The organism is Anaerovirgula multivorans (genome assembly GCF_900188145.1).
Classification (GTDB): domain Bacteria; phylum Bacillota; class Clostridia; order Peptostreptococcales; family Natronincolaceae; genus Anaerovirgula; species Anaerovirgula multivorans.
Genome location: NZ_FZOJ01000003.1, coordinates 1 through 13,113 on the forward strand (window position 1 = coordinate 1; position 13,113 = coordinate 13,113).

The window sequence follows — 13,113 nt, forward strand, 5'->3', positions numbered from 1 at the left end:
AAATGTCATGCCATACTTTTCGCTAAACGAATTAACCTCATTCAAAACCTCGTCAATCTCGTTATTTTCTTGAGCAAATGCAAAACTCGGAACCAGCATTGCTAAAATAAGTATCATGCACAAACTACTTTTTCTAAATGTTTTCAATATAATTTTGTCCTCCTTGTTTTAATATAATAAAATATACTAACCTCTTATCCATTATACATGTAATATAATGAGAAAAATGTAAAAAAATGTAGTAAATGTAAAATAATATTTGAAAAAATACTAATCATGACGACGGGTACTCTCATATGAATTTAGGGTAATGGGAGTAAACAACAATAGAGTGGATGTATGCTACAATGTTCAAACGGCAGTCGATAGTAAACATAGTTTAATCGTAGCTTGTGACATTATAAACAATCCGACGGACCATGGTCAGTAAGTAAAATGAGTAAGCAAGCAAATAAAATATTCTCCTACTGCTTAACGTGGGGGAAAAGTAATATTTATTTACAATTGGCTCCTTAATGTGGGATAAGACGTCAATGTTGGCGGTACCCCTAACAGATGTAGATTTTCAATACTGTCAAATCAGGGTTGAAGAAGGTAAGGGAGATAAGGATCGTATGGTTCCATTCCCAGTGAAATTTAAAGAGATGTTGACCATGCACTGTGACAACATGAAAAAAATACACGCAGTATATCTATTTGAATCTTCCAGGAAGAAAAAATACACAGAACAGGGAATCTAGAAGATTCTTGCAAGATATTCTGAGCAAGCAGGATTAAAGTAAACCATATCGCCTCATAAGTTCCGACATTTTCTATTTACCTGGCTTAAAAAGCAAGGCATTGATGATGCTTTAATTCAACCTTACTCTGGTCATGATAAAAGAATATGAAAAGGTCATTAATCAGTTTCCTATATAAATTTCAAGACTTCTTCAAAGAATTACAGTTTGAATGGAAAAGGAGCATACATTTTTTAGTATGCTCCTTATTGCTTTTCAATACCTAGATATTCCTTCAATGCGTTTTGAAGAATATGTGAAAAATTTACTTTATTTTCTTCTGCCACATCGTTCAACCATTTAGGGATGGTCAGTGTTTTCTTAACAGCCTTATTCATCATATAATCTCTGACAGGAATCATCCAAATATCAACAAGGACAATAGTTTGAGTCTGCTCAAGCTTTATATTTCTAATTTCACTTGCTATTGGAATATCTTCGCCATCTTCTTCAAGACCATACATATTCAACTCTAGGGCTTCCTTTGCATTTTTCAAAGCTTCTTCGGTAGTATTTCCACAAGTTAAACATCCTGGAATATCAGGGAACTCTACAGAAATTCCATCATTATCATAGGTGAAAATAGCTGGATAAATATAGCGATCTTTTTTCATGAAATTATTCTCCTTTCCAATTAATGATTTATAGATCTAGGGAGGTGCAGGAATCTATTCAATTTCAATTCCTGCTTGTTTAAATATACTTTTAACAGTTTTAACTGGTATATTCTTCTTTGGGTGTGGAACTGTTATTGCTCCTTTTTTACTATTATGTTTAAACTGATGATGGTCATCCTTTACTCTCGCTATATACCAACCATTGTGTTCAAGTATCTTGATTATTTCTCTTGATGAATAAGATTTCATTATTATCTCCTCTCTTAATTATATTATAATACGTGTAATTATACGTGTAAAGCGTTTTTATAAAAAATCTTAAATTATTTCTACCTGTTCTTCAATTGATATTCATGTAACTTCCACTGTGTCTTCATTATATTTCTGCTAAAAGGGGTAGAAGCTGTCATTATCTATACTCTAAGAGAATATTTACAGTATTTCCAATAGCATTCACGTTATTTATATATAAACAATGTGGATGTTTATATTTTTATAGGTAACTACTTTCAACATAAACGGGTAAAAGTGGAAGTAATGTTTTGGGAAAATTATTGGGACTAGAAAATAGGTAGAATGGAAATACTTTCTCCACTTCTATTTTCATGCCTATTAATGTTTGTTTTTAGTCCTTAGAAAATAGCATAATTTACATATTAGGTAAAGTAGATGATATGATATAATAAAATAAAGTAATTCTCATTTGTAGGATTTTGCGAAGAAAAAATATTAAGTTGATTTAAATCTACTACTATGCTAGAATGGATATGTAAGTTGCAACTTGTAAATTACGAAAAAGTTTATATAATTTAGTTTTCTAGGGTTCCGCAGTTTATAACTGGCAGGTCCGAGAGAAAACACACAGCAGACTGTGTACACGGAAGGATAAAAGCCTGGGAGATATTTTTATAATATTTCTTTAGGCTTTTTTTATTTTATTTAATAGGAATGATTGCAAGTTTTTATTTTTTATCATTGTCTTACCAATAGGTACTGCATATGCAATTTGGACAGGAATAGGCACTATTGGTACAGTATTGCTAGGTATTATTTTGTTTAAAGAACCTATTAATATCATGCGTATAGTTTGTATAGTATCCATAGTTAGTGGAATCATTGGTTTGAAATTAATATCAATTGAGTAATCATTGATGCTAATTAAAAAATAACTAATTTAGGAGGTATTTTAATGAAAAACTTTATTATTGAGGATGATTTTTGGAGCGTATTCCCTAATGCAAAGATTGGAGTTGTTATTTGTCATAGTATAGATAATTCAATAAAAGATAAAGAACAATATAATGAAATGCTTTTAAAGGCAGAACAAGAAGCGTTAAATTATTTACAGGATTCAGAATTTAGCAATAATGAGGTAATAAAAACATGGAGAGAAGCATTTCAAAAATTTAAAACAAAAAAAGGTGCAAGGTCTTCAATTGAAGCATTACTAAAACGAGTTTATAATGGAAATCATATAGGAACTATTAACCCTCTGGTAGATATTTATAATTCTATTTCGTTAAGATATGCATTGCCTTGCGGTGGTGAGGATATAGATAAATTTGTTGGCGATATTAGATTGACGAAGGCCGTTGGAAATGAGAATTTTGTTACATTAGGAACGAATGAAAATGCACCACCATATGAAGGTGAAATAGTATATAAAGATAATGCAGGAGCAATTTGCAGGTGTTGGAATTGGCGCGAATCAGTAAGAACAATGCTCACTAAAAATACAAAGAATGCTTTTTTGTGCATTGAATTAATCGATGAAAGAAGATTAAAAGAGTTTGAGAATGCTTTAAGAGATTTAGCAAAAACAGTACAGGATAATCTAGGTGGAACACATAAGATATCAATTCTTGATATTAATAATAAAGTAGTATCAATAAAATAATTTGAGGAGGATAAGGTGATGAGTAGTTTCACTTATAAAGATATTTATATTGAAGATGGAAGAAGGGTGCTGGAAGTTAATATACTTCCGGTTGCTGTGAATGATTGGGTCGATATCCATAGCTTGATGGATGAAAGGTTTTATCAAAAATTGGCTCAATGACATTCACAATGGCTTGCTGAACTACCCTATCCTTTACCGTAGGAATTCCAAGAAGTCTAATACCACCATCAGGCTTCTCTATTTCCGTTCTTCTTACAGGACTAGGCTTATACGTGTTAGTCTTCAGTCTTTCATGAAGAAACTCAATATTCATTTCTAGCTTGTAGGCAAAATTCGAGACAGTCTCTCCATCTATTCCAGGAGCTCCATTGTTTCTCTTTACCCGCTTAAAAGCTAACTCTAAATTTTCTTTTCGATAGATTTTATCGATAAAGCTGTACCATTTCTTCATGACTTTCCTCCTTTGTTGCTGCATCCTCCAGTATTTCTTTCTTAGGCTATATATTCTTCCTTAGGGTTGCTTGACGTTTCTAGCTCTATGGCAATCTTATCTTCACTTTCCTAATTACTTCATATTCGTGTCGTCGAGATAGCTCGCAAGTTATTTTATGCCAGCCATTCGTACCTTTGGACATTCCAGCCTTCTTTTAACACCTTCACCCTTGATTAAAACCCCTATAGACACACTTTGAAATCTCTTCCGCCCTTCGCATCTACCTTAGGCTTTTGACCTAAGATAGCCACATCGACTATGCGATGTGTCACCTATACTTTACCCTCCGGTATACTGTATGATCATAGCTTGGTCACTTATAATTTGCTCTAAAGACGGATAAATCATTTCGCAAGCTCCTTATAAGCTTCAAAGTTTTTTAACAACATTTTTTTACTTACTTCTTCCCAAGCTGTTTCTTCTTCATTATTTTCTTCTGTTTGGGCAATTTCCTCAAAATCTATAACAAGATACTTTGGTTTATTTTGTTTTAAAATAATAACCATTTTTTCTTCGTCAACAATTTTAGCAACTTTTGAGAAGTTTTGATTAGCTTCTGTAATACTAACTTGTCTTTTGGGATTGATTAACATTTTTAACACCTCCTATATTCTATATTATAGCATAAAAATAGGAGAAATTATACCTATATTATTTAATATTCTTAACGTGTGATTTGTCAATGTTGGTGAGACCCCAAATTATGAAATTCTTATTTTCTATACTTTAAGATGATGGGATGCTCACATTCCCTTATAAAATGATAAATTCACTAAGGAAAAGCAGCAAAGAAAAAGCAATATTGCCTGTTCTTTGCTGCTTTATAAAATATGGATACTGGGAAGTTAGTATTACTAAATTCAATCTTCGATCATGAAAACTTACTGATGTATTTGATTTTTTTCTTTCTTTTTTTTAAGTTCTTTTTGTATACCGAACATTACCCTAGGTCAAAGGATTCTTTATCTAAACTAGTAGCCAATTTATGAAGTTTAATCCCTAATCTTTCATGACCTTTTGGATAATAACTCTGTTGGTTCTAAGTGCTCCAATATAACTCTAACCAGCCTCCTTTGAGGCCATAAAAATGGCTTTGCAACTATACCAACTATCACATAATACAAAACCCCTATTAATAGATTTAGATAAAGAAGAAATTAAATTTGTAGCAATATCTATCTTACTCATTTTCTCTTTATCATAGATTTTTATAGCATAAGGTAAAACTAAACCATCACATGAAAGCAAAGCTACAACTAATTGATGACCATATACAGTCTTTCTTTTTAAATGTGAATTATGAAAAGAACATTTTTCAATAATATTTTTAGCCTTTGACGAGAGCTTAGTTTTTTCAGAGATTGTATCATCAATAATCATGTATATAGGTTTATTCGTTTTCTTTGATTTGTTCCAAATAAGCTCTATAGTTGCTGATTCTAAAGAGTTCATCAATAGTTCTTCCTTCCATTTGCTTTGGGAGAAAAACCTTGAAATACTAGTTCTATGCCTAGGAGAAGTAAGTTCTGCTATGTCAGATATTTTCCCGTTGTATCCTTTTAAAATCATGGCATTCATGGTATTTTCTCGGTGTTTGAGTTGAGGTTTGGATTAGATATAGATCAAATTTTAACTTTTTAAAAAAATTGTATATGGACAGTTCATTTGATATAATTGAGTTCTGAAACATTTATGCATATCTCCTTGTTATGTTTTTGTGTGAGAACTTAATTATAACAGGATTTTGTATAAATGTTTTTTTGTTTTATTCAACTGTAAAATTTTCGAAGCTTTTTTGCACTATTATAGATGTAAAGTTAAAATAGTCTATAATTTCCTATTGGTTATAATTAATAAAAAACAAAGCTACCTTTAACCAGATAGCTTTGTTTTATTTTATATATAGGATTTTGACGTATACATTTCCAATATATTATTAATATCTATTTCATTTAATGTTTCTTTTTCAATAAGCTTTTCAGCAATTGCTTCTATTAACTCGATGTGTTGATTCATTAGCTCTTTTGTTTCCACATACAATTTTTTCATTTCTACATTACAAATTTCTGCTAATTTCTGATCAATACCACCAGATTGACCTAGTAGTATATCATAGTTAATCATTCCTACTTCTTCACTCATACCAAATTGTTTTGTCATCGCCATCATAATTTCAGTAGCTTTTTGAATATCATTACTCGCTCCAGTTGTTATGTTTTCTTCTCCAAACACAAGCTCTTCAACTACTCTACCAGCTAGAGCAACCTTTATATTGTTTAACATGCCCTTCTTTCTATGGTACATGCTATCTGGAGGAATATTCATACTAAATCCTCCTGTCCCTTTAGTACTTGGTATAATCGTTACCTTTGTAACCCTATTTTCAGGACATAGTAACTTGGTTGCTATAGCATGTCCGGCCTCATGATATGCTGTAACCTTCTTATCTATTTCTTTAATATTACTTCTATCTTTTTTCTCTTCTCCAGCAATCACGGTATAGAAGGCTTTATCTATATGTTTTTCTGAAATATACTGTGCATTTTCTCTAGCAGCATAGATAGCCGCTTCATTCATTAGGTTTTCTAGCTTAGCTCCACTAAAGTACACAGTTTGATGGGCTATTCTTTCTATACTAATAGCACTTGCCATAGGTCTATTCTTTGTATACAGCTTCAAAATATCTTGTCTAGCCTTTAAATCAGGCAAGCCTACCTCTATTTGCCTATCAAAACGACCAGGTCTTAATAGGGCTTCATCTAATATGTCCAATCTATTCGTGGCTGCCATTACTACAATACCTTCGCTTCCTTTAAAGCCTGACATTTCTGTTAGTAATGCATTTAATGTTCTATCAGATTCATCACTACCTCCGAAACCACCTCTGTCACGTTTTTTTCCTATTGCATCTATTTCATCGATAAAAATAACGCATTTACCCTTTTCTCCAGCTTTTTTAAATAGATTTCTAATTCTACCGGCCCCTAAGCCTGCATAAACCTGAACGAAATCCGAACCGGAAACCGCTAGAAAATCTACACCTGCTTCACTTGCTAAAGCCTTAGCCATTAAGGTTTTACCAGTACCAGGAGGTCCGTATAAAATAACACCCTTTGGCATTCTTGCTCCATATCGCTGATACTTTTCTGGATTTTTAAGAAAGTCCACCAGCTCCATTACATTTTCCTTTGCCTCTTCATTACCAGCAATATTGGAAAAAGTAATGCTTGATTGTTTTTGAGTAGAAAACTCTACAGTAGACATCTTATCGTATTCTTTAGAAGCTTGTCTTGAAGTCTGCTTTGAAAGATAGTAGGCTCCTCCTGCAAATGCTGCAATAAGAACTATAAAAATGATAATTTGTCCAACTGATTGTTGTTCTCCTACTTCATTAACTTCGATATTTTCCATTAATAATGTTTCTTTCAGATTATCTGTTCTTGGATGGTCTGTAATGAAGCTTTGTCCATTTTCAAACTCTCCCTTTAATTTTGCATCATCAGACAAAAATACCTTATGGATTTGTTTCGCTTCAATGCTTTCTAAAAACTCTCCATAGGATAATTCAATTGGCTTTTCTGAGTAGAAGTATTGTCTATAAATCCCTATCGTTGCAATAGACACAACTAAAATGATTAAGCTTATAACTAATACAATTTTTCTATTCATTAATTTTTTCATAATGATAACCTCCTATTTATATACTAAAAAAATTGTATGTAACGGGAGGTTTACATAATATTATAACATACATGTAAAAAAAAGAAAAGTATCTGGCGCAAAAAAAGATACTAACAGTTTGCCAGTACCCTTCTACATTTCAAAATTTTTCTTTATTTCATCCTCAGTTTTCTGAGATATTTCCTTTTCTAATTCCTTCATCATCCTTATTTTTGTCTTGCTAGTCAATATTTCATAGTTGCCCATAGCAGCTGCCGCTACCATAAAAGAATTTAGAAAATCTAGATAGACGGATTTCATTGTAATACTACCGAAAACAAGCTCACTTGTAAACATAATAGATACGACTACCAATAGCGTAATTATTTTCTTATCTAGATAATCTGGAGTATAGTCTTTAATAAAATGAGTAATAATATTTGTAGCTAAAACCGCGCCAGTAAAAGTCATCAGAAAGTCCCCAGTAATTAAATCAAATCCCTCAGATACCATATTCTTCCCCCTTTACTTATAACAATATGATATCCTCGGGTTTTGTTGATTCTCAACTGCTAACTTTCTTTTTTATTTTTTAAATACTGTAAAAAGTTTAGCTTTGTCTTTGCATGTTGTTGATACTGTTCATCATCAATAATACCTTGATCTTTATATTTCTGTAATAGACTAATAAATTGTATAGATAAGTCCTTCAAGTCAAATTCTATATCCCTTAAATCTTCCTTTTTGTAATGTGTTCCCTTATTCACTTACTATCGCCTCCCGATTTGTACTACTGTATAAACATATGCCTTTAGACGCAATTTTTAATATATACGATCTATGGTTTCGTCCTTAATCAAAAGACATAGCCAAGGACTGCAAACGTAACCCTTAATATATTAAAATTTATAAGCATATATCTATAGGTATGTAACAATAATAAAGTCTAATGTAATCTAACAACTCATTAAAACTAGGCTAAGAGTAACACTACTCAATATAATAAATATATATGACAACTACAGTCTAATAATTTCTATTAATCTTTTCAATATCTATATTCTATAAATTAAATGGAAATCCTTTAAAAATTTTTAGAAATCGTTAGTTATATTTCGGAATTTTTAGACATTTTGCAATAAAATTTTAATTGTATCGAATGTTCTGTTTATTTTACAATCTATCTCGTTTCCTAAGGACAAAAATTATTTACAAATACAGACTTTTATAGTATACTTATTTTGCATGGGGGTATGGCGCAGTTGGGAGCGCGCTTGACTGGCAGTCAAGAGGTCAGGGGTTCAAGTCCCCTTATCTCCACCAAAAAATAGAAACAGTTGAAACTATTGGTTTTAACTGTTTTGTTATTTTTTGGAAATTTCTATTTTTTTGCCTTTTTCATACCGTCAAGGTATCACTACAATTTTACATTTTGTCCTCGTAATTTGTCTAATGTTGATAAACTTCTAAAATTATTCACAGTGTAAGCACTGGCTAAATGTGAATATCTTCGTGTCATTTCTAAAGTTGAATGTCCTAGAATCATTTGCAAACCGAAGGAATCACCACCATTCATTAAATACCTAGTTGCAAAGGTATGTCTAAACAAATGGGGTCCTAATCTTTTAATACCAGTTTTCTTTTTTAGTCGTGCAAAAAGCATCTTTACAACATCTTTTGATACTGGAGTTTTCTCCTGAGACATAAAAATTAAATTTGTTGGGTAATCTGGCATTGGTCTATATCCATTTAGATACTTAAATAATAGCTTTTTAGTATAAAGCCCCATAGGAACAATTCTGTCCTTTTCTCCTTTTCCTTTCACTTTTATGACATTTTGAGTGAAATGAACATTATCTATTCCAAGGGTTAGTACTTCGTCACGTCTTAATCCACTATCAAGCATTAAGGAAATCATACACTTGTTACGAAGTCCAAACTCCGTATTATCGTTTATAGCTTTATAAAGTATTGATATTTCATCTTCGCTCAAAATTTCAATAACTTTATTAGGTGCTTTGGGCAGTTTTATTTTACTACCAATGTCCTCCTGTATATAACTTTCTGCATATAACCAGTTCATAAAAACCCTAACATGCTTTATATAAGTTTGTATTGTTTTTTTGGATATTTGCTTTTCAATATTGTTATTAAAATGGTTATCCACTTGTTTACTGGATAAAAATATTTGATATGCTTTTATGTCACTGATTTCAATATCAATAACCAAAACATTTCCTATGAAATCCATAAAATATCTTAGCATCCTATTATAATTCATAATGGTTATTTTACTATTTCCCTTCAATTGTTGCTCAATGTTAAATAACTCTATTGCTTTATCTAAAGTAATCATGCAACTGCCCCTTTCCTTTTCCACTGGGTTTGTATGTATAGATTTTCATAATAATTGTCTTGTAATCTGCTTAAGAAGTTTTTATCACCATATTTTGTTAACTTTTCTTTTTTACTATAGGTATATTTCATAGCATCAATAATTGAATTAACTGCATTCTTTATAGATTCTAATATTGATTGTTTATCTATTTCATAAGTATTTATTTCAACATGACCAATAAATTCATTAGAGTACTCTAAATTATCTTTATGATAGTCCTTTAAAAATATTAAGAAACTATCATAGATTCCTTTATCAATATCTAGTTTATAGTTTTCTGGCTTATTTAAGCCCCTAGAAGTAAAATAGCGTTTTGTATTAAGCATTTCTTTATCTTGGTAAATTTTATAGTTATCTTCACCTTTTGAGTTTTCCTTAGACATATATTTACATGTGTATTTTGCAAAATCCTCAATGTTTTGTTTTTCTGTGATTCCTTCTACAAATACATAACCTTGACCCCAAATTTTAGACAATTCCTTGAAATCTACATAAGGCATATTGAAATAAAGTACATGATAATGCACAGCACCACGTTTTTGAAATTCGGGAATGCAGATGTATTTTAAAACATTACGATTCACTTTATAAAGCTGATAAGATAGTCTTTTATTGAACTTTGTAAACTCTGCATTGGCAGTTTTTAAGTCGGTTATGTTTTCTGCAAAGGTTAGGGTTAGGAATTTAGGTAGCTGTATATTTCCCTCAAAATCTGGAATGGCATTGACGTTACAGGATACAATATCAAATATCTTGTTTCTAGCCCTAGAGATGGCTTTATTAAAGTTATCTCTACTATGAGAACTTTCCCCCCTGGGACTTTTCAATCTAGGCTTTACGCCATAATTAAACTGCATAGACCTAGAGTATTTTTTAAGAATAATCTTTTTCCCTGCGATTTTCAAATGTAGGTTAGTAGATAGTAAATCCAACACCTTTAAAACCCCCTTTGGCATTAAAGAGGACACTTCGCATTAAGTGTCCCTGTAGTCGAGTGAAGAAAACCACTTGCCCCGAAGGACTCGTTTCTATCTCCATTCGCTTTTAACATATCAATAGACTTTCGCGGCATATCCTCAACAGAAAAACACTGTCTCCGGTATTCCACGATTCTATTGATATATTAAATTTTATGTGCTGAATTTTCCTTGCGAAGGGTGACAGGGGAGGAGGTAGAAATCTTGCTTTTTTTCTCCCTTCTCTTGTCAGCATAGCACATAAAAACACTCTTTTATATTTATCTATTTCTGTATGTAGTTGCTCTAGGTTCTAGGTTCACAGGTAGCTTGTCGAATCATGTCATGTATAGAATGTATATTGAACTTTATAAACCATGATTTTCAACGATTTTATGGCTTTTATCTAGCTTTAAGGCTTGATTTAAGGTAATTATGATGGTTATATTGGATATTTTAACCTATGGTGCTATGGGTCAATAAAATCATTTATGCACGATTATGACCTATTTCTAAAGCCTCCTAGCAAAAAGTAATTGCAATAGGTTCAAGGGTCTAATAGGTTGATCTATGTATATATATACGCATTAATGTATATGATTTTCTTAAACTAAATAATCTTTATCCATCGCATAACTACCATATAACCATAATAAATAGCAATAGCAACCAACCAAGCTTGTAATATAGCAAGTATTTGACCAACAGGCACAATCCAATTTATTACAGACAAATCTATTCCCATACTAGAAATAGCAGAAAATGGAGAATCTGGAAGTATAGAAACAACCAAACTCAAAACACCACCCAAAGCTTTTATTATTAAATTAATAAGATGAAGAAAAAAATTAAATAACATAAAATTTCCCCCTAAGAAGTTAAATAATATATTCTCTAGTAACAGATATAAGTCCAACATTAAAAATCATAAGGATAGACCAACGCATTATAGTAGCTAATGTATTAAACTTTGAAAAATCCCACGTAACCGTTTCTCCTAAAATTTCAAAAGAATATACGGGAGCCGAAGTTGAACCAATAAGACCTTGTACAGAAGAATATAAATCCCATGGAATACTAAAAGGAAATTTATTTAAAAGCCCAACAGTCCGTAAAGGTTCAAAATTCAATTGAACTAAATTATCCGGTTGAACTAAAAGACCTGTAAAAAATGCCCATATAGAAGATAACAAACCTGTTATCCCTGTTAAATCTGGTGTTGCAGGAATATCTGGAAATTCTGGATTATAAGGATAATCAATAGGTGGATTTAAAGGCGGATTATCTACAGGATTATCTATAGGGTTATCTATAGGTGGGTCTATTGGTATACTAGTTGTACCATTCCATACGTCACTAGGAGTATCAACAGAAGGATTATAATCTTGTATAGGATTATCTAAATAAGGTGTGGGCATAGGTTCATGTAATGGATTATTAACCCAACCTGTAGGAATAGGTGGTACAAGATATTTACCTTCATCTGGATTATCTGGTTCATCTACAGTCTTACCATCCCACCAAGGAGAATCCAAAGGTATAGATGTAGATGAAACATTAACATAATTTTCTAAGCCTAAATATCCAGCTCCCAAAAAATCATCATTTGATGCCACAGGATGATTAACTGTTTTTGTTTGATAACCCCCATTATACGTCCTTACAGTCAAATCAGATACATAATGTTTACCATTCCAAGATATGCTAACGCTAGGCGAACCATGGTCAAAATAATTCCTCAATGCTGTCGAAGTACCAGAACGAACTATAACATTAAAATTCTGTGAATTTGTTAATGCATCAAAACCCCAAGCAGAAATATATGGATAAGGCGATTCATCGTTAAAATATCTTAAATGCGTAAGTGCTGTAGGATCATCAACAGATATTGTATTTTCCCCTATTTTAAAACCATTGTCCGATTGAGTTACAAGCTGGGGCATATATCCTTGATGAACACCTTCTCCTAATCCTTGCACATAATTATAAATCGAACTATACAAAGCAGATGAAATGGCAACATAGCCCATAGTACCATATTCCTTAATATTTCTTAATTCTTGAACCAGTGCACTATCTGCAATAGACTCCCAATTTCTTTGTAATTCATAAGCACCGCCCATTAATAAAGCTGAACCTCCTACATATTTTACTATTGCTAAAAATGTAGCTAAAGTTAATCCTCCATCTGCATATGTTTCTACTGTTTGAAACCCTGCAATACTAGTCGTAAATAAAATTGTAAATATTAAAAGCCATATAAATTTTTTTTTCAATATATTCACCTCTTCTAAATTCTATAAAGAAAAA

At 31.7% G+C, this 13,113-nt stretch carries 15 protein-coding genes, 1 tRNA gene and 1 riboswitch; of the genes, 4 read left to right on the forward strand and 12 right to left on the reverse strand.

Annotated elements, in window-relative coordinates:
• The first annotated feature begins 533 nt into the window (after window positions 1-533).
• Window positions 534-740: a site-specific integrase gene (locus CHB72_RS26970; RefSeq protein ID WP_207652490.1), complete on the forward strand. Its 207-nt coding sequence runs from the start codon at window positions 534-536 to the stop codon at window positions 738-740.
• A 245-nt stretch (window positions 741-985) separates the two neighbouring features.
• Here the strand turns inward: CHB72_RS26970 and CHB72_RS03650 are convergent, their stop codons facing one another.
• Both CHB72_RS03650 and CHB72_RS03655 read right to left on the reverse strand, forming a co-directional pair.
• On the reverse strand, window positions 986-1,393 hold the full coding sequence (locus CHB72_RS03650; RefSeq protein ID WP_089281523.1) for a type II toxin-antitoxin system HicB family antitoxin: 408 nt from the start codon (window positions 1,391-1,393) through the stop codon (window positions 986-988).
• A gap of 54 nt (window positions 1,394-1,447) precedes the next feature.
• A complete protein-coding gene (locus CHB72_RS03655) occupies window positions 1,448-1,645 on the reverse strand; it encodes a type II toxin-antitoxin system HicA family toxin (RefSeq protein WP_089281524.1) in 198 nt (65 codons plus the stop codon).
• A gap of 557 nt (window positions 1,646-2,202) precedes the next feature.
• Window positions 2,203-2,298, forward strand: a riboswitch (guanidine-I (ykkC/yxkD leader).
• 123 nt (window positions 2,299-2,421) lie between these two features.
• Here CHB72_RS03655 and CHB72_RS28070 point away from each other — a divergent pair.
• Together CHB72_RS28070 and CHB72_RS03665 are read left to right on the forward strand one after the other, a co-directional pair.
• Window positions 2,422-2,541, forward strand: coding sequence for a DMT family transporter (locus tag CHB72_RS28070; protein ID WP_334293323.1), 120 nt, complete (start codon window positions 2,422-2,424; stop codon window positions 2,539-2,541).
• A gap of 44 nt (window positions 2,542-2,585) precedes the next feature.
• A complete protein-coding gene (locus CHB72_RS03665; protein WP_089281525.1) occupies window positions 2,586-3,293 on the forward strand; it encodes a B3/B4 domain-containing protein in 708 nt (235 codons plus the stop codon).
• A gap of 76 nt (window positions 3,294-3,369) precedes the next feature.
• On the opposite strand, the gene CHB72_RS03670 is transcribed toward CHB72_RS03665, so the two are convergent.
• The 6 genes from CHB72_RS03670 to CHB72_RS03695 all read right to left on the reverse strand — a co-directional run bounded on the left by CHB72_RS03670 (window position 3,370) and on the right by CHB72_RS03695 (window position 8,216).
• Complete coding sequence (locus CHB72_RS03670) at window positions 3,370-3,747, reverse strand: reverse transcriptase domain-containing protein (RefSeq protein ID WP_242975024.1); 378 nt, start codon at window positions 3,745-3,747, stop codon at window positions 3,370-3,372.
• 386 nt (window positions 3,748-4,133) lie between these two features.
• Complete coding sequence (locus CHB72_RS03675) at window positions 4,134-4,382, reverse strand: type II toxin-antitoxin system Phd/YefM family antitoxin (protein WP_089281526.1); 249 nt, start codon at window positions 4,380-4,382, stop codon at window positions 4,134-4,136.
• A gap of 466 nt (window positions 4,383-4,848) precedes the next feature.
• Window positions 4,849-5,241, reverse strand: coding sequence for a hypothetical protein (locus CHB72_RS03680; RefSeq protein WP_242975025.1), 393 nt, complete (start codon window positions 5,239-5,241; stop codon window positions 4,849-4,851).
• A gap of 444 nt (window positions 5,242-5,685) precedes the next feature.
• Entirely contained in the window at window positions 5,686-7,470 is a 1,785-nt protein-coding gene (locus tag CHB72_RS03685; protein WP_089281527.1) for an ATP-dependent metallopeptidase FtsH/Yme1/Tma family protein, read from the reverse strand.
• Window positions 7,471-7,602: 132 nt separating this feature from the next.
• Window positions 7,603-7,962, reverse strand: a complete 360-nt coding sequence (locus tag CHB72_RS03690; RefSeq protein WP_089281528.1) for a hypothetical protein — start codon at window positions 7,960-7,962, stop codon at window positions 7,603-7,605.
• A gap of 59 nt (window positions 7,963-8,021) precedes the next feature.
• A complete protein-coding gene (locus tag CHB72_RS03695; protein ID WP_089281529.1) occupies window positions 8,022-8,216 on the reverse strand; it encodes a hypothetical protein in 195 nt (64 codons plus the stop codon).
• Between the two features lie 480 nt (window positions 8,217-8,696).
• Between CHB72_RS03695 and CHB72_RS03700 the strand changes: the two genes are divergently transcribed.
• Window positions 8,697-8,772 (forward strand) — tRNA-Ala (locus CHB72_RS03700).
• 94 nt (window positions 8,773-8,866) lie between these two features.
• Here CHB72_RS03700 and CHB72_RS03705 read toward each other — a convergent pair.
• The 4 genes from CHB72_RS03705 to CHB72_RS03720 form a co-directional block, all read right to left on the reverse strand.
• Complete coding sequence (locus tag CHB72_RS03705) at window positions 8,867-9,805, reverse strand: tyrosine-type recombinase/integrase (protein WP_089281530.1); 939 nt, start codon at window positions 9,803-9,805, stop codon at window positions 8,867-8,869.
• Window positions 9,802-10,782, reverse strand: a complete 981-nt coding sequence (locus CHB72_RS03710; RefSeq protein WP_089281531.1) for a rolling circle replication-associated protein — start codon at window positions 10,780-10,782, stop codon at window positions 9,802-9,804. Before CHB72_RS03710 ends, CHB72_RS03705 begins: the two co-directional genes overlap by 4 nt.
• 631 nt (window positions 10,783-11,413) lie before the next feature.
• Window positions 11,414-11,662 carry a hypothetical protein gene (locus CHB72_RS03715; protein ID WP_089281532.1) on the reverse strand — a complete coding sequence of 83 codons (249 nt, stop codon included), beginning with the start codon at window positions 11,660-11,662 and terminating at the stop codon, window positions 11,414-11,416.
• 19 nt (window positions 11,663-11,681) lie between these two features.
• Window positions 11,682-13,079 (reverse strand): hypothetical protein, encoded by a 1,398-nt coding sequence (locus CHB72_RS03720; RefSeq protein WP_089281533.1) that lies wholly within the window; start codon window positions 13,077-13,079, stop codon window positions 11,682-11,684.
• Window positions 13,080-13,113 lie beyond the last annotated feature (34 nt).